Origin of the sequence: Aeromicrobium sp., assembly GCF_032084975.1 — a bacterium.
Taxonomy (GTDB): Bacteria; Actinomycetota; Actinomycetes; order Propionibacteriales; family Nocardioidaceae; genus Aeromicrobium.
The window spans coordinates 1-23,492 of record NZ_DAMDLR010000003.1 but is presented as its reverse complement, the minus strand read 5'-3'; the positions used below and the strand labels follow the sequence as shown (position 1 = coordinate 23,492).

The following is a 23,492-nucleotide window of genomic DNA, read 5'->3' as shown; positions in this document are numbered from 1 at the left end:
GAGCTCAGGTCAGGTCAGGTCGCGGTAGTGGTCGAGCAGGCGTGAGACGACGCGCAACGCGTCCTGCATCTCCTCGATGTGGTTGGGGTCCAGCACCCGCAGCATCTCCTTGAGCCCCGTGGTCGAGATGCCCTTCGTCCGCGGCAGGTACTCCACGCGGCACAGGTCGGACAGGTCGTCGAACTTGCCCGCCCAGTCGTCGCCCATGACGAACACGTCGACCCCGTGCTCGACGATGTCGAGCCGCTTCTGCTCCCACGACTCCTCCGGCAGGACCAGGTCCACGCCCTTGATGGAGCCGACGATCGCGGCCCGGTCCTCGTAGGGGACCACCGTGCTCTTGCCCTTGCCGGCGTTGAACTCATCGGTCGAGACACCGACGACGAGCCGGTCGCCCATCGCCGAGAGTCGCTCCAGCAGGCGCAGGTGGCCGATGTGGAACAGGTCGAAGGTTCCGTAGGTCAGGACGGTCGTCACGCGATCAGGATACGGACCGATCGGCGCACCATCGTCCAGCGGCGGCACGCGGCGCACGGCGATACCGTCGAGGCATGACCGACTGGCAGGATCGGACCTCCGTCTCACTGATGCTCGACGACCTCGAGACCTGGGCCGTCGTGGGCCTCTCGAACAACAGGGCGCGCACCGCCTACTCGATCGCGCAGCTGCTGCAACGGCGCGGCAAGCGCATCGTGCCGATCCATCCGGACGCGCCGACGGTGCTGGGGGAGCAGGGCTACGCGACGCTGGCCGACGTGCCGTTCCCGATCGACGTCGTCGACGTGTTCCGCCGGTCCGAGGACGCCGGCCCGTTCGCCGACCAGGCCGTCGAGGTCGGGGCGAAGGCCGTCTGGTTCCAGCTGGGCGTCATCGACGAGGCGGCGTTCGAGCGCACCGTCGCGGCCGGGGTGCCGATGGTGATGGACGCGTGTCCCGCGATCGAGTGGAGCCGCCGGGGTCGCTGAGCCCTCAGGACACGTCCTCGGCGTCCGGCAGGACCTCGTCGGGATACTTCTTCAGATAGGCGCCCATCCGGCTCTTGCCCAGCGCGGTGAAGAGCTCGCCCATCTTGTCCTCCTGCAGCACCACGATGCTCCCGTGGGTGGGGTCGTTGGCGGTGCCCTGGACCGGTGCCGTCATGAACGTGACGTCCTCGGTGCCGATGCCACGCAGCGACAGCGCCAGCTTCGCCATGGCGGTGCCGGACCAGCCCTCGTCCACCGTCAGGTTCTTCGTCAGTGCGCCGACCGTGCTGCTGAGCCGGCGAGGACTCGTGGTGACGCCGGAGTCGAGCATCTTGCCCATGAGCGAGCGCATGAAGTTCTGCTGACGCTTGATCCGGTCGAAGTCGCCGCCGATCAGCCCGTAGCGGGTGCGCACGTACTGCAGGGCCTTGTTCCCCTCGAGCGTCTGCGTCCCGGCGTCCCACTGGATCTTCTGCTGGGGGTCGTAGAAGGAGCGGGGGATCGTGACCTCGACACCGCCGACGGCCGTCGAGAGGTCGCGGAAGCCCTCCCAGTCGATGATCGCCAGGTGGTCCATCTTGAGCCCGGTCAGCTTCTCGATGGTGTTGATCGACGCCACCGGGCCACCGGCCGCGAAGGCGGCGTTGATCTTGTCCGAGCCGATGGACTCGCCCTTCTCGTCGTAGATCGGCACGAGCGAGTCGCGCGGGACCGAGACGAGGTAGACCTTCTTCCGGTTCGCCGGGATGTGGACGATCATCAGGGTGTCGCTGCGGTACTTGCCGACGGGCCAGTCGCCCGAGGCGGCGTCCTCGGCGATCGTCGTGTTCTTGGGCTGTCCCTCGCCCGCCTCGCCCTTGTCCGAGCCCAGCAGCAGGATGTTGAGCGCGCGGCCCTCGTCGGGGTCGGGCTTCTCCTTCGAGGGGTTCAGCTTGACCGTCTCGAGGTCGTCCAGCTTGCGCTTGAGGTTCCACGCGTACGACGCGCCTCCCACGACCGGCAGCAGCACCACCAGCACCACGGCCCACACGATCACGGGGTGGCGCTGGCGGAAGGAGCGACGGTTCGACGCACGCGATCCGGGTCTACGGACCGGTTCGGGGGCGTCGCTCACCGGGGGATCTCCTGTCGTTGTGGAACCTTCCCAGTATGAAGGGCGTTGCTGAGAGTCCCGTTCAGGTTTCCGACCGTGAATCCATGAGAATCGTCACGGGCCCGTCGTTGACCAGGTCGACCGCCATGTCCGCGCCGAACACGCCGCGTGCCACGGTGACGCCGGCCGACTCGATCGCGGCGCAGAACTCGTCGTAGAGCGGCTCGGCCGCCGGGCCGGGGGCCGCTGCGCCCCACGAGGGCCGCCGGCCCTTGCGTGTGTCGGCGAACAGGGTGAACTGGCTGATCGCCAGCACGCCGCCGCCGACCTCGTCGACGGACTGCTCGCCGCGCATGATCCGCAGCCGCACGATCTTGGCCGCCAGCCGCTTCGCGTCATCGCTGGTGTCGTCGTGGGTGACGCCCAGCAGGACGACCAGGCCCGGCTCGTCGAGCACGCCGACCACGGCGCCGTCGACGAGGACCTGGGCCCGACTCACCCGCTGGATCACTGCGCGCACGCGAGGAGCGTAACTGTGGCGAAGCCACTTCGCGACCGGCCGATAGCATGGAACCCATGGCCTTCCAGATTCCCAGCGACCTGCACCCCGATCTGATGCCGGTCGCATGGCTGCTCGGAAACTGGCACGGCAACGGTCGGGGCGAATATTCCACGATCGAGCCGTTCGGCTTCGAGCAGGACGTCGTCTTCGCGCACGACACGCGCCCGTTCCTGCACTACTTCAGCCGCACCTGGATCACCGACGACGCCGGCGAGCGCGTGCGCCCCGGCGCCCTCGAGACGGGCTTCCTGCGCCCGTCCGGCGAGGGCAAGGTCGAGCTGGTCCTCGCGCACCCCACCGGCTATGCCGAGATCTGGTACGGCGACATCGACGGGGCGCGGCTCACGCTGGCCACCGACGTCGTCGCCCGCACCGTCTCGGCCAAGGAGTACACCGCGGGCCAGCGCATGTACGGCCTCGTGGAGGGAGCGCTGATGTACGCGTACGACATGGCCGCCGAGGGCCAGCCCATGCAGTCGCACCTGTGGGGAAAGCTCGAGCGTGTCTAGCCCGCTGCTGGATCGGCCCGGAGCGGTCGAGGCCGAGGCGCCCGACGCGGGCGTCGCGGCTCACTACGGCTCGGCCTTCGCGGCCGAGCAGCGCGTCCTGCTGTCCGGCGACGGCTTCGTCGACCTCTCGCACCGCGACGTCCTGCGCGTCACCGGACCCGACCGGCTGACGTGGCTGCACTCGCTCACGACCCAGTTCCTCGAGGGTCTGGCTCCCGGCGTCTGGACCGACGTGCTGCTGTTGTCGCCGCAGGGTCGCATCGAGCACGCGTTCACCGGCGTCGATGACGGCGAGACCTTCTGGGCGCACACCGAGCCCGGTGCGGGCGCCCCCCTGATCGAGTTCCTCGACCGGATGCGCTTCATGTCCCGTGTCGAGGTCGCGCCGGTCGAGGACCGATTCGTGATCGGCCGCTGGGTCGATCGCCCCGTGACCGAGCTCGTCGCCGACGTCGCGGCCGTGCCGGGGACGCCGGTGGGGGTGTTCGCCTGGGAGGCGCTGCGCATCGCCGAGGGTCGTCCGCGCCCCGGCCTGGACACCGACGAGCGCACGATCCCCAACGAGGTCGGCCTGCTCGGGTCGGCCGTCCACCTCGACAAGGGCTGCTACCGCGGCCAGGAGACCGTCGCTCGCGTGTACAACCTGGGCCGTCCGCCGCGGCGGCTGACGCTGCTGCACCTCGACGGCTCGGTCAACCAGCTGCCCGCGCACGGCGCCGACGTCCTGCTCGGCGACAAGGTCGTCGGCCAGGTCGGCAGCGCCGCGCACCACCACGAGCTCGGTCCCATCGCGCTCGCCACCATCAAACGCAACACTCCGGTCGATGCCACCCTCCTCGCCGACGGCGTCGCCGCCGCGCAGGAGCCCATCGTCGACCCTGACGCAGGCCTGCACGTGCGGGCCGGATTGAACCTGTGATGACCGAAGCCCCGACCACCGACGCCCTGACGTTCGACGACCTGGGACTGGACGACTCGCTCGTCCAGGTCGTCCGGGCCCTCGGCTACGAGACGCCCAGCCCCATCCAGGGCCAGGCGATCCCGGCCCTGCTGAAGGGTGGCGACGTCGTCGGCCTGGCCCAGACCGGCACCGGCAAGACCGCCGCGTTCGCGCTGCCGATGGTGCAGCGCCTCGACCCGGGCTCGACCCGGACGCAGGCGCTCGTGCTGGCGCCCACGCGCGAGCTGGCGCTGCAGGTCAGCGAGGCGATCCAGGCCTACTCCGCCGGCACCGACCTGAAGGTCCTGCCGGTCTACGGCGGCCAGAGCTACGGCGCCCAGCTGCAGGGTCTCAAGCGCGGCGCCCAGGTCGTCGTCGGCACGCCCGGCCGCGTGATCGACCACCTCGAGCGCGGGTCGCTCGACCTGTCCCACCTCGAGATGCTGGTGCTGGACGAGGCCGACGAGATGCTCAACATGGGCTTCGCCGAGGACGTCGAGCGGATCCTGGCCGACACCCCCGAGTACAAGCAGGTCGCGCTGTTCTCGGCCACCATGCCGCCGGGGATCCGCCGCCTCGCGAAGCGGTACCTGCACGACCCGCAGGACATCTCGACCCCGCAGGCCACGCGCAGCACCACGAACGTCCGCCAGCGCTGGATGCCGGTCTCGCACCACAACAAGCTCGATGCGCTGACGCGCGTGCTTGAGGTCGAGCAGGGCGACGCGATGCTGATCTTCGTCCGCACGAAGTCGGCCACCGAGGAGCTCGCGGAGAAGCTGCGCAGCCGCGGTTACACGGTGGCGGCCCTCAACGGCGACCTCGTCCAGGCCCAGCGCGAGCGCACCGTCGGCCAGCTCAAGAGCGGCGCGATCGACATCGTCGTCGCGACCGACGTGGCCGCCCGCGGCCTCGACGTCGACCGCATCACCCACGTGGTCAACTACGACATCCCGCACGACCCCGAGGCGTACGTGCACCGCATCGGCCGCACCGGCCGGGCCGGCCGTTCCGGCGACGCGATCGTGTTCGTCACCCCGCGCGAGCGCGGCATGCTCAAGTCGCTCGAGCGGGTCTCGGGACGGACGGTCGAGCAGATGGCCGTGCCGACCCCCGACGAGGTCAACGCACGGCGCGCGGACCGGTTCGCCAGCTCGATCACGACCGCGATGGGCGATCCGCAGTTCCACGTCTACAAGGACCTCGTCGAGCAGTACGCGCAGCAGCACGACGTCGACATGACCGACATCGCCGCGGCGCTCGCGGTGATGAGCCAGGACGACAAGGAGTTCTTCCTGCGTCCCGATCCGCCGCAGGAGAAGCGTGTCCCGCGCGAGCGCACCGAGCGCACGCCGCGACCCAGCTCGGACGGCATGGCGTCGTACCGCCTGGCGGTCGGCAAGCGGCACAAGATCCGTCCGGCCATGGTCGTCGGCGCCCTGGCGAACGAGGGCGGGCTCAAGCGCTCCGACTTCGGCAAGATCACGATCGGCGTCGAGCACACGATCGTCGAGCTGCCGGCCGACCTGCCCGACGCCGTCTTCGACCACCTCGCGAACACGCGGATCTCGGGCAAGAGGATCGACATCCAGCCCGACTCGGGTCGTCCCGGCGGCGAGCGCAAGCGCCCTCCGTCGAAGCCCTACTCGAAGGGCCCGGGCAAGTCGTACTCGAAGCCGGCCGGTCAGGGCTACGACAAGCCGTCGGGCAGCGCGGACGGGAAGAAGCCCCGCCACAAGAAGGGCTGACTCCCGCGCGGACGCCCGTCCCGCCCGTCCCGCCCCGCACTTTTGGTGCAGGATTCCCGTCCTCGGGGCAGATCCGCCGTAATCGCGCACCAAAAGTGGTGGCGGAGCCGGGTCGGGCCGAGAGTGGGGCCGGGCCGGGGCGGGCCGGGGCGGGCCGGGCGGCCGACCTTCAGGACAGCTGCGCGCGCACCAGCAGCGGGTGGTGATCGGACGGCAGCGGCGCCGCGTACTGCGTGCCATTCATCAGGGCGACGTTCGCCCACGAGCGCACGAGGCTGCGCTTGGGGCGCACCCACACCTTGTCGACGTGGTCGCCCCACGTGACGCCGATCGTGGGCGTGCGCCACTGCCAGTTCGGGTTGGCCGTGTTCTGGTGCTGGCGCGAGAGGCGGCGCGCCTGCTCGTACGTGTCCCAGAAGCCGTAGCGCTTCATCGCGGACTCCACGACGGCGTGGTTGGACCGGCTCCGGTTGGTGTTGAAGTCGCCGATCAGGGCGATCGGCGTCGTGCGGAAGTCGCGACCCCACCAGTCGAGCTGGGCACGGAGGTCCGCGAAGACCTGGTGCACCTGGCCGGCGCGGTAGCGCGCGTTGGTGTTGGTGCTGCCGGTCAGCAGGTGGACCCCGACGAACAGCACCTCCTCACCGGTCACCCGGTGCCGCAGCATGACCCACGGCGCGTCCTTGCCGGGCGGATCGGCCACGCCGTCGACGGGCAGGATGCACGGCTCGACGCGGACCGGGTCGCCGTTCTCGTCGAGCACCTTGCGTCCGTCCGGGGTGCGGGCGATCTCGCAGTCGCCGGACTGCTGCTCGGCGGTCAGCTCCTGCTCGACCTGCTCGTAGATGCCGGGACGGTAGAGGAGGCGGTTGTCCTTGCCGCCCTCGGCCTCGACGTAGCCGGGGATCGTCGTCGACCAGCGACTGGCCTCCTGCAGTGCGAGGACGCCGGGTCGCACCGCGAGGACCTGGTTCACGACGAGCGGCTGCCGCCGCGTCCAGGGGCGGCTCGTGCACGCGTTGGAGCAGACGTTGTAGCTCATCATCGAGTGGGTCGCGTGCGTCGACGTCGGCAACGTGGCGGAGTTGATCGGAGTCACCCGAGCGACGCGGGCCGACCGGTTGCCGGGGCGCGAGCCGTTCAGGGCACGGACCTGGAACCAGTACGTCGTGCCGCGGCCGAGTTTGCGGACGACGGCCTCGGTGCCGCGGACGGTCGCCTTCGGCTTCCGGGCCTTCGCGACGCTCGCCTTCGTGCGGCCGACGAACACCTGGTAGCGGGTGGCGCTCCTGGCCTTCGGCCACGAGAGCCGCACTCGCGCGTACGTCCTGCCACCAGCGGTGTAGGTCACGCCCGTCGTGAACGACACGAGGCCGACGGTGCCGGGCTTCCTGGGCGCGGCCTGGGCGGGTGTGCCGAGCAGGGCCGCGGCCAGCACGGCGATCAGGGCACCGGCGAGCAGGCGTAGACGCATGGACGCCAGCCTAAGCCTCATGCGTCACAGGCGTCGCCGGTTTCGCGGGCCGGACGCGCAGCGGAGGTCAGTTGACCGTGCCCGGGGAGCCCTCGTGGAGGTCCGCGGGGACCCGCACGACCTGACTGGGCCGTTCGACGGCATCCTCGGGGTCGCGCTCGAGTCCGAGGGTCGCGCCGATCATGTTGTGGTCGGACAGCCAGGTCCCCACGTAGGTCGTGCCCGAGAGGCTGGCCCACTGCTTCCAGGCCGGAACCTCCCAGTCGGGCGAGACGTAGATGTGGTCGACGTGGTCGGCCGACATGATCGCCGTGTCGCCGCGACGGCTGCCGGTGTTGACCTGGGCGTTCTCGGTCTCCTCGGCGATCTCGACGGTGTCGCGGAACTGTGCCGATCGCACGACCGGCCCGACGGTGTCGCCGCTGCGGTGGGTGCCCGAGTTGAAGTCGCCGGCCAGGACGACGGGGTCGCCGTCGGGGTTGACCGACGCCAACGACCCCATCAGCGAGCGCATCTCGGAGGCCCGCTCGCCGGTCTTGCCGTGGCCGCTGAGCAGGTGCACGCTCACGACGATGAACGGCCGCTCCGTCTTGAGGTCCTCGAACCGGGCCCACGTGGCCCAGCGCCCGTGACCCAGCGACCAGCGGCCGCCGCCGAGCTGCTCGAACTTGTCGGCGGAGTACAGGATGTAGCGCGAGTTGCCGCCACCGTCGGCCGGGACGAGCCCGCGCGGACCACCGCTGAACGCGGCGCGCGTCGTGGGGCCGACGCGTTCGCCGCCGGCCTCCTGCAGGGTCATGATGTCGATCTCGGCGGCGTGCACCTGCGAGGCCTGGCCGCCGACGCGGCCGCCGTAGTCCGGGCACGCCTCGGAGCAGATGTTCCACGACCCGACGGTGAACTCGGACGTGTCGGGCGGGGTGATCACCTTGGTGGCCGGGCCGAAGTCGCTGACGCCGGCCTCGCCGACGGCGCGCACCCGCACCCAGTAGGTCGTCTCGGGCTCGAGCGCGTCCGTGGCGAAGGCGGTGCCGCCACGCGCCAGCCGCTTGACCTTGCTGGGCAGCTTCTTGCGCGAGCGCGACACCGCGACGTCGTACGTCGTGGCGTAGTCGGCCGGCTTCCAGCGCACGACGGCGCCCTCGGGTGCCGTGCGCCGGACCCGCGGCTTGCGGGGGACGGAGGGCAGCAGGGTGACGGTGCCCTCGAGCGCCAGGCCGCGCGCGTCGTCGGTGACCTCCTCGACGCGGTAGTTGACCTTGCCCTGGGGGTCGGCCGCGTCCGGGGCCGGCAGGATCACGTGCGGCTCGGTCGTGACGATGGTGCGGTCGGGGCGAGCGAGGTCGTCGCCGAGGCTGACGCGGTACTGCTCGCCGTTGCCCGCCCAGGCCAGCGAGACCTGGCGAGGCTCGACGTCCACCGAGACGAGCTTCAGGTACGGGGTCTCGATGCCGGCGAAGGCCAGGACGGGGCCGTTGCCCTCGGAGTCGGTCGTCGCGGCCAGGACACCGGCGGTCACGGTCAGCGCAAGTCCCGCCCCGACCAGGGCCAAGAATCGGGGCAGACCGGACACGGGTGCATCCTAGCCGGTGGCGATCAGCAGTCTCGCCACGATCGGGTTGTGATCCGAGGGGAACGGAGTGGCGTACATGCGGCCCTCGTCCGTGTCGAGGAAGTTCGCCGGCATGAGCCACGACTCGACCGTCACACCACGGCGCGGCACGTAGATCGCGTCCACGTGGTCACCGCTCGCGCGGGGCGTCTTGATGCCGGCGTTGGCGCTGTTGAGCTCGGCGTTGACCAGGTTGGGGGTCTGCTCGACCGAGTTCACCACGTCGATCGCGGCGAAGCGGCGCTTCGGGGCGTCGAAGCCGCCCGGATAGGCGGACTGGTTCGCGTTGGAGTCGTTCGAGTTCCAGTCGCCCGCCCAGACCACCGGCAGGTTGTGCGCGTTCATGGCCTGGATGCGCCGGATCAGGCGCAGCGTCTGCTTGTTCCGCATCGCGTCGAGCTTCGCGCCCTTGTAGGGCTCGAGGTGCGCGTTCGCGACGTAGAAGGCCGTCCCGGTGGAGCGGTCCCGGAACAGGTTCCACGTGGCGAAGCGCTTGTTGCGGTCGTCCAGCGTCATCCAGCCACCGTCGAGGACGGTGAAGCGCGACGGCTTGTAGTAGATGGAACGGGCCGCCTTGTAGGACGAACGGGAGAACCCGGGCAGGACGGTGTGGAACGCCGTCGAGGTGGCGGCCTCCTGCGCGGCGATGATGTCGGGCTGGGCCGAGCGGATCAGGGCGCCGGCCAAGGGCTTGCGGACGGCCCACTTGGGGACGTTGGTAAGGAACCACGTACCGCTCTCGGACGTGCGGCACTTGTTCTCGCCGCACAGGTTGTAGGTCGCGATCGACGCCCTGGCCGGGGCGGTCACCAGCTTGATCCGCGAGACCGGGCCCCACGGGCCCTTGGCGGCGCCGTTGACGCCGCGCACGCGCGCGAAGTAGGCCATGCCGCCGTTCAGGCCCGTGACCTTCGCGCTGGGAGCGCGACGGTTCTCGGTGCGGACGCCGCCACGGAACGAGCGGCTGGGCGACACCTGCAGCTGGTAGCTGGACGCGTTGGTCGCCTTGCGCCACGTGTAGAGCAGGCTGGCGGACGGGCGGATCGCCGCGACGTTGGCCGGGCCCTTGCCGACGCGGAGGTTGGCCTTGCGCCACTTCGTCACGGCCGTGCGCTTCCCTCGATGGGACCGCACCTGGTAGTAGAAGTCGGTGCCCGAGTTGGGCCGCAGCTTGCGGAATGTGACGGAGGTCTTGCGGGTGCGGGTGTACCGGACGCACTTCTTCTTGCGCGGCGCGGTCTTGACGCAGACGGACACCTTCGTCGCGCGCTTGGGCCGCTTCCACCGGATCGTCAGCGTCGAGGTGGTGGTCTTCGCCCGCACCTTCGTGGCCTTCGCCGGCTTCTTGGGCGCCGCTTCGGCGTCGGGTGTCATGGAGGGGGCCAGCATCAGGGACCCGGTGAGGGCGATGGCCAGGAGGCAACGACGGAGCATGGAGCGGGCGAGGGAAGGGAACTGCGCCACCCGAGAGCACATTTCGGCAGCCCTCAGGCTAACCGCACGGACCCCGGTTCCGGAAAACGTGCGATCGTCGCGCGTCGGCTCATCTGTCCCGTGCATCACAGTTGCTTGCAATCGCTAACTTTTGCAAGCACCATGGAGTCATGGGGAAGCTGAACGTGCAGGAGGCCGTCGGGTCCGCGGTCGGTTCGGCCGTCGGGTCGCTCGGCGAGTACCTCCGCGACCAGCGCACCCAGGCGCAGATGTCCTTGCGACAGCTGGCCGAGTTGGCGGACGTCTCGAATCCGTACCTCAGCCAGATCGAGCGAGGACTGCGCAAGCCGTCCGCCGAGGTGCTGCAGCAGATCGCGAAGGCACTGAGGATCTCGGCCGAGTCGTTGTACGTCCGCGCGGGATTCCTGGATGCCGAGCAGGCCGGGCCGAGCTCGGTCGAGGACGCGATCGACCGTGACCCGCGATTGACCGCCCGCCAGAAGACCGCCTTGCGAGACATCTATCGCTCGTTCGTCGGAACCGCAGACCTCGAGGAGAACACATGAGCATCACCGACACCATCAACGCCCAGATCAAGTCCGTCCTGGACGACATCCGTGCCCTGCCGACCTCGGTCAAGGGCTTCGACGTCGCCGGCCTGCAGAAGAAGGCCGAGGCGCTCGCGCAGACCGCACTCGGCTCCGCGACGGCCGCCTACTCCGACCTCGTGAAGAAGAGCGACGACCTGGTCAACCTCGCGAAGGGCCTGACCGTGGACGACGTGAAGTCCGCCGCCGAGGACCTCGCCGCGCGCGCCGAGACCATCGTGACCGAGCTGCGCGGCAAGGCCGCGGACGTCAAGGTCGACGACCTCAAGGACGCCGTCGACGACTTCCGCGAGAAGGCCGACGACCTGGTCGACGACCTGAAGGACAAGGCCGAGGAGATCCTCGAGGAGCTCACGGCCAAGGCGGAGGACCTGACCGGCAAGGCCGCCGAGGTCGTCGAGGACGCCACCGGTGGCGCGACCGCAGCCGCCGCGTCGTTCGCCGGCTCCGCCCGCATCCGCCGTGCGACCGCTCCGGCGAAGAAGAGCCCGGCGTCGACCTCGAGCACCACGAAGAAGGCTCCGGCCGCGAAGAAGGCCTCGGGTGCGGCGAAGCCCAGCACCACGAAGCCGACCGCGAAGAAGGCGCCCGCCGCGAAGAAGGCCTCCGCCACCAAGGCCACCGCGGCCAAGAAGGCCCCGGCCGCCAAGCCGAACACGTCCGCCGCGAAGAAGGCGCCGGCCACCAAGTCCGCGTCCACCGCGACGAAGAAGACGACGACGTCGGCCGCCAAGAAGCCGGCCGCCAAGAAGGCTCCCGCGAAGAAGGCGGCGACCACGAAGTCCGGCTCGGCGTCGGCTTCCTGAGCCACGCGAGCACGAAATTCACGGTGGGCACCCTCTCGGGAGGGTGCCCACCGTAGTCTTCGTCTCATGTTTTTCGTGACCGACGTGATCTGGTGGATCCTCATCTGCACCAAGGTCTTCGCGTTGGTCGATTGTGTGCGGCGCAAGCCCTACGACTTCGAGATGGCGGGCACGCTGCCCAAGCGCGTGTGGCTCATCATCCTGCCGCTGGCGGTCTTCGTGGACATCGTCTGGCGCAACCCCTTGGGGATCCTCCCGCTGCTGGGCACCCTCGGGGCGCTCGTCTACCTGGCCCAGACGCGCGGCTCCGGGTACTGAACCGGCTCAGCCGCGGCGACGCGCCCGGCGGAACCCGTCGAAGATCTCCCAGGCGCTGACCAGCACCACGGCGGCCGCGATGCCGGTCATCGCGTTGGTCACGACCTCCGGGTCCCACGACAGGTGGGCGACCAGGTCGGGGTTGAGCAGTGCGTCGTCGAGCAGCAGCGCGACCGTCGGGACGGCGAACAGCAGGCCGAGGCCGACGTTCGCCCACGCCGTGGCCATCGTCCAGCCCGTCCGGTACAGCCAGAGGGCGTGCCCGAGCTCCAGGGCCAGGACCACCAGCACCAGCGGCAGGTACCAGGACCAGAGCGCCGGATCGGCCATCGGGATCGCCTCGCCACCCTCGGCGAACGGCGAGCCGACGTGCTGCCAGATGATCAGGGCGGCGAAGACCGGCAGGAAGATGAGGCTCGCGATGAGGTCGGAGAGACTCGTGGTGGACTGCGGCTCGGGCAACCGGTCGAGCGACCACGTCTCGGGCCCGGCCGGGGTGTTGGTCCAGTCGAGCACGGCGAACACGAGTGTCGTCCAGAAGATGACGTGGACGGTCACGTCGAACGCGGTGCCGAAGCCGGCTCCGACGATCGATCCGATCGAGTCGCCGTCGAACGCGCCCACGATCACCACGACCGCGGCGACGATCGGCACGACGATCGCGACGAGCAGGATCGTGAGCCGCAGCCATGGGAAGAACAGTCGCGGCCCGATCAGGGCGGGCTGTCGTCCCGTGTAGTCGACGGCCACCCGCAACGGGTCTCCCAGCTCCTCGAGCGTCGCCCGCTCGGCCTCGTCCGTGGCGCCGCGCGCCGCGACGGTGTCGGCGATCCGCTCCCGCAGCTCGGCGTCGACCTCGGTGCGCAGGCGAGTGGGCAGCCAGCGGGTGGCCGCGTGCACGTAACGGTCCGTCAAGGTGGTGGTCATCGCGTTCCTCCGTCGGTCAGCCGCCCCAGGGCGGTGTCGATCTGGTGCCAGTCGGTCAGCAGCGCCTCGGCGAGCCGGTCACCCTCGGCGCTGGTGCGGTAGAACTTCCGGGGCCGCGCCTCGTCGGTGTTCCACTCGCTGGTGAGCAGTCCCTGCTTCTCGAGGCGCCGCAACAGCGGGTAGAGCGTGTTGCCGTCGACCGAGATGCCGATCCCCTCGAGGGACTCGAGCAGCCCGTACCCGTAGCCGGGCTCGCGCAGTGTCAGCAGCGAGGCCAGCACGACGGTGCCGCGACGCAGCTCCTGCAGGTGCTGCTGGGTGAGGTCGTCCATGTGTCACACCATAGTGTGTGACGCACACTATGCGCAAGACGCACAGCACAGCAGAACGGCCCCCGGCAGGAGCCGGGGGCCGTTCTGGATGTCTCAGTCGCGGGTCACTTGCGCTTGCGCGCGGTGCGCGAGCGCTCGCCGGCGTCCAGCACCACCTTGCGGATGCGCACGTTGTTCGGCGTGACCTCGACGCACTCGTCCTCGCGGCAGAACTCGAGGCACTGCTCGAGCGACAGCTTCTTCGGCGGGATGACCTTCTCGAAGTTGTCCGACGTCGCCGAGCGGATGTTGGTCTGCTTCTTCTCCTTGGTGATGTTGACGTCCATGTCGTCATCACGGGAGTTCTCGCCGACGATCATGCCCTCGTAGACCTCGGTGGCGGGCTCGACGAACAGTGTGCCGCGCTCCTGCAGGTTGGTCATCGCGAACGACGTGACGGCGCCGGCGCGGTCGGCCACGAGCGAGCCCGAGGGACGCGTCGAGATCTCGCCGAACCAGGGCTCGTAGCCCTCGGAGATGTGGTGCGCGATGCCGGTGCCGCGGGTGTCGGTGAGGAACTCGGTGCGGAAGCCGATCAGGCCACGAGCGGGGACCAGGAACTCCATGCGGACCCAGCCGGTGCCGTGGTTGACCATCTGCTCCATGCGGCCCTTGCGGACGGCGAGCAGCTGGGTGATCGTGCCGAGGTACTCCTCGGGCGCGTCGATCGTGAGGCGCTCGACGGGCTCGTGCAGCTTGCCGTCGATCTCGCGCGTGACGACCTGGGGCTTGCCGACGGTCAGCTCGTAGCCCTCGCGGCGCATCTGCTCGACGAGGATGGCCAGCGCCAGCTCGCCACGGCCCTGGACCTCCCACGCGTCGGGACGCTCGGTGGGCAGGACGCGGATCGAGACGTTGCCGATGAGCTCGGCGTCGAGGCGGTCCTTGACGAGGCGGGCGGTGACCTTGGTGCCCTTCTCGCGACCGGCCAGCGGCGACGTGTTGGTGCCGATCGTCATCGAGATCGCGGGCTCGTCGACGTGGATGAGCGGCAGCGCGACCGGGTTCTCGGGGTCGGCGAGGGTCTCGCCGATGTTGATCTCGCTGATGCCGGCGATGGCGACGATGTCGCCGGGACCGGCCGACTCGCCGGGCAAGCGGTCGAGGGCCTCGGTGATCAGCAGCTCGGTGATCTTGACGCGCTCGACGGAGCCGTCACGCTTCATCCATGCGACCTGCTGGCCCTTGTTGAGCTGGCCCTCCTCGACGCGCACGAGCGCGAGGCGACCCAGGAACGGGGAGGAGTCGAGGTTCGTGACGTGCGCCTGCAGCGGCGCGCCCTCGGTGTACTCGGGGGCCGGGACGTGCTCCATGATCGTCTGGAACAGCGGGATCAGGTTGTCGCCCGCGGGGAGCGTGCCGTCCTCGGGCTTCTCCAGCGAGGCGATGCCGGCCTTGCCGGAGGCGTAGACGACGGGGAAGTCGAGCGCGTCGTCGGCGGCGTCCTCGGGGAGCAGGTCCATGAAGAGGTCGTACGTCTCGTCGACGACCTCGGCGATGCGGGCGTCGGGGCGGTCGACCTTGTTGACCACGAGGATGACGGGCATCTTGGCCATCAGGGCCTTGCGGAGCACGAAGCGCGTCTGCGGCAGCGGGCCCTCGGAGGCATCGACCAGCAGGACGACGGCGTCGACCATCGACAGGCCTCGCTCGACCTCGCCACCGAAGTCGGCGTGGCCGGGGGTGTCGATGATGTTGATCGTGACGACCTTGCCGGGGATCTCCTCGGTGCCGGGTCCGTAGTACTTGACCGCGGTGTTCTTCGCGAGGATCGTGATGCCCTTCTCGCGCTCGAGATCACCTGAGTCCATGACCCGTTCGGTCACTTCCTGGTGGTCTGAGTAGGCGCCCTGCTGCTGGAGCATCGCGTCGACGAGAGTGGTCTTGCCGTGGTCGACGTGGGCGACGATGGCGACATTGCGCAGATCAGAGCGTGTAGGCACTCGCGCAATCCTACGGCAGGTTCGAAACTTCCCCGTCCACTCAGGCCGTAACGAAGGTCACGTCACCGCAATAGTTGCATGGGGGTTAGTATTCTCGGGCCATGACCGACTCCCCCCACGCCTGCGCGTTCGCCGCCGTCCGAGACTTCCTCGGACAGGTCTTCACGACGGCCGAGGGTGAGTCGCTCGAGACGGTCGCCGGCCTGAAACTGTCCTTCACGCAGGCCAGACTCGTCTTCACGCTCGCTCACCACGATGATCCGGTCGCGATCGGCGACCTGGCTGATTCGGTGGGGTTGTCGGCGGCTTCCGCCGGCCGCAACGTCGAGCAGCTGGTGCGCAAGAAGCTCCTCGTGCGCACCGAGAACCCCGAGGACCGGCGGGTCAAGCTCGTCGCCGTGACCGACCGAGGTCGCAGCCTGGCGCAGAGCCACCTCAAGTCCAAGGAGGACGCCGTGCGCACGCTGCTCGACGACCTCGACCCCGCACAGTGCCTCGCGCTCGTCGAGGCCCTCAAGCCACTCTCGAAGGAAGAACCGCATGTCTGACACAGGGCCGGCCAAGGTGCCGGAGTACCCCGACAAGATCGATGCGGCGGTCCTCAAGATCGCCGGCGTCGTCGTGCTCGGGTCGATCATGTCGATCCTCGACATCACCGTCGTCAACGTCGCCCTGCCGACGTTCCAGGCCGAGCTCGGCGTCGAGAACTACTCGACCGTCGCGTGGACCGTCACCGCCTACACGCTGGCGCTCGCCGCGGTCATCCCGCTGACCGGATGGGCCGCCGACCGCTTCGGCACCAAGCGCCTCTACATGCTGGCGCTCGCCCTGTTCACCGCAGGCTCGGTGCTGTGCGCCGCGGCCTGGAACATCGAGACGCTGATCGGCTTCCGGGTCCTGCAGGGCCTGGGCGGCGGCATGCTCATGCCGCTGGGCATGACGATCATGACGAAGGCGGCCGGTCCCGAGCGGATGGGCCGACTGATGGCCATCCTCGGCGTCCCGATGCTGCTCGGCCCGATCCTGGGCCCGATCCTGGGCGGCTTCCTGATCGACAACGCCTCGTGGCACTGGATCTTCCTGATCAACCTCCCGCTGGGCATCGGTGCCCTCGTCTACGCGTTGCGCGTGCTGCCGTCCGACAGCCCGCAGCCCAGTGAGTCCTTCGACTTCCTGGGCATGGCGATGATGAGCCCCGGCCTGGCGCTGTTCCTCTACGGCGTCTCGTCGATCCCCGATGCCGGCGGCATGGGCGAGCCCAAGGTGTGGGCCACGATGCTCGTCGGCGCCCTGCTGGTGATCGCCTTCGTGATCTACAGCTTCAAGCCCAAGCACCCGCTGCTCGACCTGCGGTTGTTCAAGAACTACAACCTGTCGATCGCGACGCTCACGATGTTCCTGTTCGCGGGCGCGTTCTTCGGCGGACTGCTGCTCGTGCCGACGTACTTCCAGCAGGTCGAGGGCGCGACGCCGCTCAAGGCCGGCCTGTACATCGCGATCCAGGGCCTGGGCGCCATGCTGACCATGCCGATCGCCGGCATCCTGGCCGACCGGTACCCCGTGGGCCGCATCGTGCCGGTGGGCCTGCTGCTGATCTGTGGCGGCATGTTCGCGCTCGCCACGATCGACGCCGACACCCCGTACTGGACGTTCTTCGCGCCCGTCCTGTTCGTCATGGGTCTGGGCATGGGCCTGACGATGATGCCGCTGATGACCTCGGCGCTGCGCACCCTGCAGTCGCACGAGGTGGCCCGCGGGTCGACGCTGCTCAACATCACGCAGCAGGTCGCCAGCAGCGCAGGTGTCGCGATCATCTCGGTCGTGCTGACGAACCAGATGAAGGACAGCCAGGCCGTCCAGGCCGCCCGAGCCCTGGCCGAGGCCGAGGCGACGGGCACGCAGCCCGACCCGGCGGTCCTGGACTTCGTCCAGTCGCTGGGCGCGCAGTTCGAGTCGGTCGCGATGGCGGACCTGGCCGCGGCCTTCGCCGCCAGCTTCTTCGTGGCGGCGTGCCTGTGCGTGGTCGCGCTGGTCTCCAGCCTCTTCCTGCCGAAGAAGCAGGAGGCCTCGCACCTGCTCGACGACCAGGGACAGCCGCCCGTGCTGATCCACTGATCGACCCGACCCGAACGGCCCACCCGACTCCGGGGTGGGCCGTTCGTCGTCCCTGGGGCGACCGAGCGGCAGGGATACAGTTCGGCCATGCCTCCCGCCGCCGCGCTGCTGTCCTTCGCGCTCGCCTCGCTCGTGCTGATCCTCGTGCCGGGGCCGAGCGTGCTGTTCGTCGTGGGCCGCTCGCTCGCGCACGGTCGGCGCGACGGCATCCTCAGCGTCGCGGGCAATGCGCTCGGCGGGCTGCCGATCGTGCTGGCGGTCGCCCTGGGACTCGGTGCGGTCGTGGCCGGGTCGGCAGTGGCGTTCACGGTCGTGAAGGTGCTGGGCGCGGCCTACCTGGTGTACCTGGGGGTCCGCGCCATCCGGGCGAGCGGTGAAGGCACCGCGGTCGACCCGGGAGAGCTGCCGCCACGGACGTCGCCCTGGCGGACGCTGGCGGAGGGCTTCGTCGTCGGCATCACGAACCCCAAGACGATCGTGTTCTTCGTGGCCGTGCTGCCGCAGTTCGCCGACGTCGCGGCGGGCGCGGTCGCAGCGCAGATGGCGGTGCTCGGCACCACGTTCCTGCTCATCGCGCTGGTGTGCGACTCGGGCTGGGCGCTGCTGGCCGGCGCCGCGCGTGGCTGGTTCGGCCGCTCCGGCCGTCTCGTGACGGTGCGCCGGGCCGGCGGAGGGATGCTCGTCGCCCTCGGCGGCACCCTGCTGTTGACCGGCAACCGGACCTGAGTCAGCGGCGGCCGCTCTGCAGGGCGGCCCAGACGCGGCGATCGGCCGTCGGCCACGTCGGCAGGCCAACGCTCGAGCGGTAGGAGCGCACCGCCTTGACGGTGTGGGCGTCGAAGACCCCCGTGACGCGGACGGACTGGCCCGCGGCGCGCAGCGAGCGCTGCAGGCGTTGGACCGGCTCGCCCGTCTTGCCGGCCTTGAGCGCGATCGGGCGCGCTCCCCGCGACAGCAGCGAGGTCCAGACGGCACGCGTCACGGCCGGCGTCCGCGACCAGCCCTGGGACGCCCGGTACGAACGGACCGCCCTGGTCGTCCGCGCGTTCCAGCGCCCGGTCACCGTCGCCTTGTGCCCGGCCTTGCGCAGCAGGCACTGCACGAGCCGCACGTCCTTGCCCCGGGACCCGGGCTTGAGGCCTCGGTAGCGGTCGCGGGTGGGGGTCATGCCGCAGACCTTCTTCTCCTTGGCGGCACGGGACCCGCCGCTCACGTCGACGACGTTCTTGTCGATCAGGACCTTCTGTCCGCCGTGCTGGACGGTGACGTTGTTGTGGTACTGGTGGATCCGGTCCTTGCGCCAGAAGGTGTTCGCCAGGTACGGACGACCGTCGGTGTTCGCCTTGCGGTTCGTCCAGGCGAACCACATCTGGTCGGGGAAGTCGAAGCCCCGCTTGCCCTGCTGGCGGGCAGCGTCGACGGACTGGATCGCCGCCGAGCCGCTCGAGTAGAGCCCGACCTTGTACTTGCGCTGGTGGACCCGCTGCACGAAGGCGTCGATGAACGACAGCACGATCGCGTCGCATCGGCGGTCGGCGCGGTCGTACCACTCGATGTCGAGGTAGAGGGCGTTCCCGCGGCCGAAGCCGAAGGCCGCAGCGCGCCGGACCGCCTCGTCGGCGTCGGCCCGGGCCTGGCGGCGGGCGGTGGCGGGGACGGTCGACATGCGCTGCTTGCCGGACGTGCTCTCGAAGCACGGCGCCTGGAAACCGACGTGGATCGGCATGAAACGCCATCCCCGGTCGGCCTGGCGCTTGACCCACGCGGGGCTCAGGTACGGCTGCTTCGAGTCGTCGCAGTACCGCGAGTTGCCCGAGGTGTAGATGCCGACGACGGCATAGGGCGAGGCCACGTTCCACGCGTCCATCACCTCGTTCGAGGGGGCGACACACGTGTCGAACGCGTACCCCGTGAAGCGCTTCGGGGAGCTGGGCTTCGCGGCCTGGGCGGGTGAGCCCATGAGCGAGGCGACCAGCAGGACGGTCAGCACCACGGCAAGTCGACGCATCTGGTCAGCGTAGGGCGCGACGTGGCGTGCGTCACGCGAAGGTTGAGTACGCGTGCTCATGACCCGGCCGCTCGATCAGGACAGGCTGAACACATGAAACGAATCCTCGCCGTCACGGCGGCCCTGCTCGCCCTCCCCCTGCTGAACGCCTGCTCCCTGCTCAGTCATGCCGACGACGCTGAGGAGCTGCGCAGCGCACTGACCGGTTTGTCCGGCGTGGACCGAGTCGAGCTCGACTACTCCGAGCCGGCGACCCTGGACTCCGGCAAGCTCGAGTTGCGCGTCGCCATGTCGGCCGATGCGAACCCGGCCGACGCCGTCATGGTGGCGGCGCGCGCGTACGAGGGTTTCGCCGGACCTCACCGCGGGGAGGAGAGTGACGTGTTCGTCACGATGGGCGATGACACGATCCACGTTCGCAGCCTGGGTCCCGATGCCAAGGTGACCGCCGTCAAGCAGGCCGCGGAGCGGGCGGTCGCGGTCCTCTCCGACGGCGCGGTGCGTGCCGACATCAACACCCAGGATGTCGAGGACGCGCCACACGTCTTCACCGAGTACACCGTGATCATCGCCGAGGGGGACGGCGACAGCATCCAACAGACGGCCCTCGACTTGGAGCAGAAGTACGCCGACATTCCCGACGCCGCCTGGCGGGTGCAGACTCAGGAGGACGAGGCCGGCTGGGTGCTCGGCTCGACGTCCGGGTTCCCCAGCTCCTCACAGCGTGCGCTGTACGGCGAGCTGAACCAGGACCTTCCGCGTGGCGCCTCGGTGCAGTTGGTCGACGACCTCGTGACGGTGCACCTCCCGGACGGCGCCGGTCCCGATGCGATCTCTGCGATGGCCGGCCGGCACCTCGCGGCGCTGGGAGGGGCCGAGAAGAGCTTCTACGAGATCACCTCCGGGGACAGTCTCGTCATGACGGTGAGCCAGGGCGAGTGCGCGTTCACGACCGACCAGGCCGGGAGTCGTCTCGAGAAGGAGCACGGTGCCGACTGCTCGAAGGTCTCGCGCACGAGCGAGTAACGGACTGGGGCGGCGAGGTCGGGGCTCGCCACCCCATCGGTCCCGGTCATCCGCCGCCGATGCCGCGTTCGATCGCGTAGCGTGTGAGCTCGACGCGGTTGTGCAACTGGAGCTTTCCCAGGATGTTCTGGACGTGGTTCTGCACGGTGCGGTGCGAGAGCACCAGTCGATCGGCGATCTGGCGGTAGGCCATGCCGGTGGCGACCATCTTCAGGATCTCGGTCTCGCGCGTCGTGAGACGTTCCTCGGGCGGCGAATCCCGGCGTCCCGTGGACGGTCGCTGGAACTCACCCAGCACCATCGCGGCCAGTCCCGGTGTGAACACGGGCACGCCCTCGACCACCCGGTGCACGGCCTCGAGCAGGTCCTCGCGGGAAGCGGACTTCACGAGGTACCCGGTCGCTCCGGCCTTGACTGCCGCGAGCACGTCGGTCGACTCGCCCGAAGCGGACAGGACCAGGATCCGGATCGAGGGATCTCGGCGCGTCACCTGGGCGGTGACCTCGATCCCGTTCGGCGACGGGATGTGCAGATCGAGGAGCAGGACGTCCGGACGCGCCACGTCGAGCGCGGCCAACGTCTCGCGGCCGTCGCTCGCGACCGCGACCACGGTCAGGCCTGCCTCGGTGAGGTCGCGCTCCACGGCATCGCGCCACATCGGGTGATCGTCCACCACCATCACCCGGATGGGCCGGGAGTCGCCGGTCTCAGCCATGACGACCTCCGAGGGCGGCGTCGCGGGGGATCGTGAAGGTCCACTCGGTGCCGAAGTCGCCGGTCACCAGTTCGGCGATTCCGCCGAGGTCCCGGATTCGTCCGCGAATCGACTCCATGACGCCGAGCCTGCCTTCGGCGGCGGCGACCTCGAGCCTTCCCGACGCGATGCCGGGACCATCGTCGCGCACCGACACCTCGACCCGCTCATCGTGGTCCTGCACCAACACCCAGGCCGGCGCGTCCGGGCCGACGTGCACCCGGACGTTGTCGAGGCAAGCCCGGACCGCGGCGACGAGTTCGCGAGCGGCGGGCGCCGGCAGCTCCACGCGGTGACTCGGCGCGGCCACGGTCACGCCCGAGAGCTCTTCGAGCGGGCCGAGAGCGGTCGTGAGATCGACCTTCTCGGTGTCCAGCGACACCGAGTCCTGGGCGCGGATCAGTCGCCGCAGGCGCTGCTCCTGCTCGCCGGCGAGTGTGCCGAGCTCCGCCAGCTCGCCGCCGAGCTCGCGACCGCGGCGTTGGACCAGTGCGAGCACCTGCAGGACTCCATCGTGGACGGCCCGGGCCAGTCGTGCGCGTTCGGCGGCGATCAACGCGGTGCGTTGAGCGGCCTCGCGCTCGGCCGACAGCGTGCGCAGCGATGCGCAGAGGTATCCGATGACCGTCCCGCTCAGGACCAGCAGGAACGCATTGCCGTAGTCGGACTGGCGCAGCTCGATGCGCGGGGTGATGTCGGCCACGGCGAGCAGCGCGCCCGCCGCGAAGCCGCCCGCCGGGCCGAAGCGGATCGACCAGGCCAGCAGGGCCCCCGCGACCCAGAAGCCGGGCATGGTGGCTCGGAAGTCCTCGCCCTTCAGCAACGGGGTGACGAGCATGAGGGACACCGCGATCGCCAGATCCAGGACGAACAGTGGCGCCACGCGGAGCCGGGGCCGGGCGTAGGCGACGTTGGCGACGCAGGTCCACGCGACCATCAGCGCCACACAGACGATCGCGGCTGTGAGATGGTCGAAGTTCCCACGCCGATAGATGTTCAGGCCCAAAGCATTGAGCAGGAGCACCACGCGTGCGACCGCCAGCGCGGCGAAGAGCTGGTCCTCGATGGCTCGAGTCGTTGGCAGCGGGGAGGTCACCGCGGCAGGCTCTCCTTCCGGCGACGCGTGTCGCCGCAATCCGACCGGCTCGACACCGGTGCCTCAACGAGGAGAACCCCGGCGCGGAGCCGGGGTTCTCAGGACGTGGCCAGGGCCGGGGTCGAACCGGCGACCTTCCGCTTTTCAGGCGGACGCTCGTACCAACTGAGCTACCTGGCCGTGCTCGCGATGAGCGACGTTCAGACTATCGCACGTCTTGTGGCGCCTCGAAATCGGCTGGCCACCGCGCCGTATCAAGCAGGCCGTTCCGGGCTCTTCGAGGCTGGACCGTGCTCGGGACCGATGGCACCGGCTCCTCCGACCAGCCACGCTTCCGAGAGAAGGACCATGACCCTCCCGCCCCTGTTGCTCCCCGGTCAGGCCGCGGCGCCGGCCGGCCCCGCCGACATGACGATGATGTACGTCCTGCACCACGCCTTCCGGCGCGACGTCCGCGACTTCGCGCGCACGGCCGAGGCCACCTCGACGTCCGAGCGAGAGCGCTGGACGCTGCTCGCCCAGCGCTGGGACCTGTTCACGCATGAGCTGCACCAGCACCACGCGAAGGAGGACGACGTCCTGTGGCCGCTGTTGCTGGAGCGGGTCCGTGCCGCCTCCGACGTGGAGGCCGAGCGCGTCCTGCACGAGATGGAGGCCGAGCACGCCACCCTCGATCCGCTCCTGGCCTCGGTGACGTCGGCCCTGCAGGAGCTCGCGAGCGGGGGATCCGAGGACGTGCTGGGTCACCTTCGTGACACGCTCGCGGAGCTCGGCCGCGTGCTGGGGCACCACCTCGGCCACGAGGAGAGCGCCGCGATCGAGATCCTGCAGCGGCACCTCGGCGGCGACGAGTGGGCGGAACTGGAGCGCACGCGCTTCCGGCCCAGGCAGAGCCTGAGCCAGGCGCGCTCCTTCGTGCCATGGGCACTCAAGGGGCTGCCGGCCGGCGCCGAGCACCGGGTGCTGAACCTGGGTGGACCCCCGCTGCGGATCGTCAACGCGATCTCGCGGCGCGCCTTCCGTGCCCAGGAGCAGGAGTGCTTCGGCTTCGCCGACGAGTGAGGGTTCGCGACACGGGTCATGGAAAGACGAAACCCCGCCCTGGATCAGGGCGGGGTTTCAGCACTGGCGACCCCGACGGGACTCGAACCCGCGACCTCCGCCGTGACAGGGCGGCGCGCTA

The 23,492-nt window shown here is 69.8% G+C and carries 24 protein-coding genes and 1 tRNA gene; 12 read left to right on the top strand and 13 right to left on the bottom strand.

The annotated features are described in order from the left end of the window. Positions 1-9 precede the first annotated feature (9 nt). Entirely contained in the window at positions 10-477 is a 468-nt protein-coding gene (locus tag RT323_RS01275) for an adenylyltransferase/cytidyltransferase family protein (RefSeq protein WP_313404333.1), read from the bottom strand. A gap of 74 nt (positions 478-551) precedes the next feature. Between RT323_RS01275 and RT323_RS01270 the strand changes: the two genes are divergently transcribed. After that, entirely contained in the window at positions 552-965 is a 414-nt protein-coding gene (locus RT323_RS01270) for a CoA-binding protein (protein ID WP_313404331.1), read from the top strand. A gap of 4 nt (positions 966-969) precedes the next feature. On the opposite strand, the gene RT323_RS01265 is transcribed toward RT323_RS01270, so the two are convergent. Both RT323_RS01265 and dtd read right to left on the bottom strand, forming a co-directional pair. Continuing rightward, positions 970-2,079, bottom strand: coding sequence for an LCP family protein (locus RT323_RS01265; protein ID WP_313404329.1), 1,110 nt, complete (start codon positions 2,077-2,079; stop codon positions 970-972). A gap of 61 nt (positions 2,080-2,140) precedes the next feature. Next, complete coding sequence (dtd, locus tag RT323_RS01260; protein ID WP_313404327.1) at positions 2,141-2,578, bottom strand: D-aminoacyl-tRNA deacylase; 438 nt, start codon at positions 2,576-2,578, stop codon at positions 2,141-2,143. Between the two features lie 56 nt (positions 2,579-2,634). Here dtd and RT323_RS01255 point away from each other — a divergent pair, with 56 nt between their 5' ends. From RT323_RS01255 to RT323_RS01245, 3 genes are read left to right on the top strand one after another with little or no spacing between them, the layout of a single operon-like run. Beyond that, a complete protein-coding gene (locus RT323_RS01255; RefSeq protein ID WP_313404326.1) occupies positions 2,635-3,129 on the top strand; it encodes an FABP family protein in 495 nt (164 codons plus the stop codon). Then, entirely contained in the window at positions 3,122-4,048 is a 927-nt protein-coding gene (locus tag RT323_RS01250; RefSeq protein ID WP_313404325.1) for a folate-binding protein, read from the top strand. The genes RT323_RS01255 and RT323_RS01250 overlap by 8 nt, the downstream gene beginning before the upstream one ends. Further along, on the top strand, positions 4,048-5,817 hold the full coding sequence (locus tag RT323_RS01245) for a DEAD/DEAH box helicase (protein ID WP_313404323.1): 1,770 nt from the start codon (positions 4,048-4,050) through the stop codon (positions 5,815-5,817). Before RT323_RS01250 ends, RT323_RS01245 begins: the two co-directional genes overlap by 1 nt. A gap of 169 nt (positions 5,818-5,986) precedes the next feature. Here the strand turns inward: RT323_RS01245 and RT323_RS01240 are convergent, their stop codons facing one another. The 3 genes from RT323_RS01240 to RT323_RS01230 all read right to left on the bottom strand — a co-directional run bounded on the left by RT323_RS01240 (position 5,987) and on the right by RT323_RS01230 (position 10,337). Beyond that, positions 5,987-7,291: an endonuclease/exonuclease/phosphatase family protein gene (locus RT323_RS01240; protein ID WP_313404321.1), complete on the bottom strand. Its 1,305-nt coding sequence runs from the start codon at positions 7,289-7,291 to the stop codon at positions 5,987-5,989. Between the two features lie 67 nt (positions 7,292-7,358). Beyond that, positions 7,359-8,864, bottom strand: a complete 1,506-nt coding sequence (locus RT323_RS01235) for an endonuclease/exonuclease/phosphatase family protein (RefSeq protein ID WP_313404320.1) — start codon at positions 8,862-8,864, stop codon at positions 7,359-7,361. A gap of 9 nt (positions 8,865-8,873) precedes the next feature. Further along, complete coding sequence (locus tag RT323_RS01230; RefSeq protein ID WP_313404319.1) at positions 8,874-10,337, bottom strand: fibronectin type III domain-containing protein; 1,464 nt, start codon at positions 10,335-10,337, stop codon at positions 8,874-8,876. A gap of 170 nt (positions 10,338-10,507) precedes the next feature. Here RT323_RS01230 and RT323_RS01225 point away from each other — a divergent pair, with 170 nt between their 5' ends. The 3 genes from RT323_RS01225 (at position 10,508) to RT323_RS01215 (ending at position 12,069) form a co-directional block, all read left to right on the top strand. Continuing rightward, positions 10,508-10,903 (top strand): helix-turn-helix transcriptional regulator, encoded by a 396-nt coding sequence (locus tag RT323_RS01225; protein ID WP_313404318.1) that lies wholly within the window; start codon positions 10,508-10,510, stop codon positions 10,901-10,903. Further along, positions 10,900-11,751 carry a hypothetical protein gene (locus RT323_RS01220; protein ID WP_313404316.1) on the top strand — a complete coding sequence of 284 codons (852 nt, stop codon included), beginning with the start codon at positions 10,900-10,902 and terminating at the stop codon, positions 11,749-11,751. The genes RT323_RS01225 and RT323_RS01220 overlap by 4 nt, the downstream gene beginning before the upstream one ends. Before the next feature lie 66 nt (positions 11,752-11,817). Continuing rightward, on the top strand, positions 11,818-12,069 hold the full coding sequence (locus tag RT323_RS01215; protein ID WP_313404314.1) for a DUF2516 family protein: 252 nt from the start codon (positions 11,818-11,820) through the stop codon (positions 12,067-12,069). Positions 12,070-12,075: 6 nt separating this feature from the next. Here RT323_RS01215 and RT323_RS01210 read toward each other — a convergent pair whose 3' ends face one another. The 3 genes from RT323_RS01210 to typA form a co-directional block, all read right to left on the bottom strand. Then, positions 12,076-12,996, bottom strand: a complete 921-nt coding sequence (locus RT323_RS01210) for a hypothetical protein (protein WP_313404312.1) — start codon at positions 12,994-12,996, stop codon at positions 12,076-12,078. Next, entirely contained in the window at positions 12,993-13,328 is a 336-nt protein-coding gene (locus tag RT323_RS01205; RefSeq protein ID WP_313404310.1) for a PadR family transcriptional regulator, read from the bottom strand. The genes RT323_RS01210 and RT323_RS01205 overlap by 4 nt, the downstream gene beginning before the upstream one ends. A gap of 104 nt (positions 13,329-13,432) precedes the next feature. Beyond that, positions 13,433-15,310: a translational GTPase TypA gene (gene typA / locus RT323_RS01200; protein WP_313404308.1), complete on the bottom strand. Its 1,878-nt coding sequence runs from the start codon at positions 15,308-15,310 to the stop codon at positions 13,433-13,435. Positions 15,311-15,411: 101 nt separating this feature from the next. On the opposite strand from typA, the gene RT323_RS01195 reads away from it, so the two are divergent. The 3 genes from RT323_RS01195 (at position 15,412) to RT323_RS01185 (ending at position 18,151) form a co-directional block, all read left to right on the top strand. Further along, complete coding sequence (locus RT323_RS01195) at positions 15,412-15,858, top strand: MarR family winged helix-turn-helix transcriptional regulator (protein ID WP_313404306.1); 447 nt, start codon at positions 15,412-15,414, stop codon at positions 15,856-15,858. Continuing rightward, entirely contained in the window at positions 15,851-17,425 is a 1,575-nt protein-coding gene (locus RT323_RS01190; RefSeq protein ID WP_313404304.1) for a DHA2 family efflux MFS transporter permease subunit, read from the top strand. The genes RT323_RS01195 and RT323_RS01190 overlap by 8 nt, the downstream gene beginning before the upstream one ends. 87 nt (positions 17,426-17,512) lie before the next feature. Beyond that, a complete protein-coding gene (locus RT323_RS01185; protein ID WP_313404303.1) occupies positions 17,513-18,151 on the top strand; it encodes a LysE family translocator in 639 nt (212 codons plus the stop codon). Between the two features lies 1 nt (position 18,152). Here RT323_RS01185 and RT323_RS01180 read toward each other — a convergent pair whose 3' ends face one another. After that, a complete protein-coding gene (locus tag RT323_RS01180) occupies positions 18,153-19,433 on the bottom strand; it encodes a glycoside hydrolase domain-containing protein (RefSeq protein WP_313404301.1) in 1,281 nt (426 codons plus the stop codon). A gap of 93 nt (positions 19,434-19,526) precedes the next feature. Here RT323_RS01180 and RT323_RS01175 point away from each other — a divergent pair, with 93 nt between their 5' ends. Beyond that, complete coding sequence (locus tag RT323_RS01175) at positions 19,527-20,459, top strand: hypothetical protein (protein ID WP_313404300.1); 933 nt, start codon at positions 19,527-19,529, stop codon at positions 20,457-20,459. 46 nt (positions 20,460-20,505) lie between these two features. On the opposite strand, the gene RT323_RS01170 is transcribed toward RT323_RS01175, so the two are convergent. The 3 genes from RT323_RS01170 to RT323_RS01160 form a co-directional block, all read right to left on the bottom strand. Next, positions 20,506-21,174: a response regulator transcription factor gene (locus tag RT323_RS01170; RefSeq protein WP_313404298.1), complete on the bottom strand. Its 669-nt coding sequence runs from the start codon at positions 21,172-21,174 to the stop codon at positions 20,506-20,508. Then, positions 21,167-22,309 (bottom strand): MacS family sensor histidine kinase, encoded by a 1,143-nt coding sequence (gene macS / locus RT323_RS01165; protein ID WP_313404297.1) that lies wholly within the window; start codon positions 22,307-22,309, stop codon positions 21,167-21,169. The genes RT323_RS01170 and macS overlap by 8 nt, the downstream gene beginning before the upstream one ends. Before the next feature lie 106 nt (positions 22,310-22,415). Beyond that, positions 22,416-22,489: transfer RNA gene (locus tag RT323_RS01160), tRNA-Phe, on the bottom strand. Between the two features lie 168 nt (positions 22,490-22,657). Here RT323_RS01160 and RT323_RS01155 point away from each other — a divergent pair. Beyond that, entirely contained in the window at positions 22,658-23,371 is a 714-nt protein-coding gene (locus tag RT323_RS01155; protein WP_313404295.1) for a hemerythrin domain-containing protein, read from the top strand. Positions 23,372-23,492 lie beyond the last annotated feature (121 nt).

Bases quoted from the DNA above. Each gene is read 5' to 3' on its own strand.
- RT323_RS01270 (WP_313404331.1), top strand. From the start codon at position 552: ATGACCGACTGGCAGGATCGGACCTCCGTCTCACTGATGCTCGACGAC.
- RT323_RS01255 (WP_313404326.1), top strand. From the start codon at position 2,635: ATGGCCTTCCAGATTCCCAGCGACCTGCACCCCGATCTGATGCCGGTC.
- RT323_RS01245 (WP_313404323.1), top strand. From the start codon at position 4,048: ATGACCGAAGCCCCGACCACCGACGCCCTGACGTTCGACGACCTGGGA.
- RT323_RS01240 (WP_313404321.1), bottom strand. From the start codon at position 7,291: ATGCGTCTACGCCTGCTCGCCGGTGCCCTGATCGCCGTGCTGGCCGCG.
- RT323_RS01230 (WP_313404319.1), bottom strand. From the start codon at position 10,337: ATGCTCCGTCGTTGCCTCCTGGCCATCGCCCTCACCGGGTCCCTGATG.
- RT323_RS01225 (WP_313404318.1), top strand. From the start codon at position 10,508: ATGGGGAAGCTGAACGTGCAGGAGGCCGTCGGGTCCGCGGTCGGTTCG.
- RT323_RS01220 (WP_313404316.1), top strand. From the start codon at position 10,900: ATGAGCATCACCGACACCATCAACGCCCAGATCAAGTCCGTCCTGGAC.
- RT323_RS01215 (WP_313404314.1), top strand. From the start codon at position 11,818: ATGTTTTTCGTGACCGACGTGATCTGGTGGATCCTCATCTGCACCAAG.
- RT323_RS01210 (WP_313404312.1), bottom strand. From the start codon at position 12,996: ATGACCACCACCTTGACGGACCGTTACGTGCACGCGGCCACCCGCTGG.
- RT323_RS01205 (WP_313404310.1), bottom strand. From the start codon at position 13,328: ATGGACGACCTCACCCAGCAGCACCTGCAGGAGCTGCGTCGCGGCACC.
- RT323_RS01195 (WP_313404306.1), top strand. From the start codon at position 15,412: ATGACCGACTCCCCCCACGCCTGCGCGTTCGCCGCCGTCCGAGACTTC.
- RT323_RS01190 (WP_313404304.1), top strand. From the start codon at position 15,851: ATGTCTGACACAGGGCCGGCCAAGGTGCCGGAGTACCCCGACAAGATC.
- RT323_RS01185 (WP_313404303.1), top strand. From the start codon at position 17,513: ATGCCTCCCGCCGCCGCGCTGCTGTCCTTCGCGCTCGCCTCGCTCGTG.
- RT323_RS01180 (WP_313404301.1), bottom strand. From the start codon at position 19,433: ATGCGTCGACTTGCCGTGGTGCTGACCGTCCTGCTGGTCGCCTCGCTC.
- RT323_RS01175 (WP_313404300.1), top strand. From the start codon at position 19,527: ATGAAACGAATCCTCGCCGTCACGGCGGCCCTGCTCGCCCTCCCCCTG.
- RT323_RS01170 (WP_313404298.1), bottom strand. From the start codon at position 21,174: ATGGCTGAGACCGGCGACTCCCGGCCCATCCGGGTGATGGTGGTGGAC.
- RT323_RS01155 (WP_313404295.1), top strand. From the start codon at position 22,658: ATGACCCTCCCGCCCCTGTTGCTCCCCGGTCAGGCCGCGGCGCCGGCC.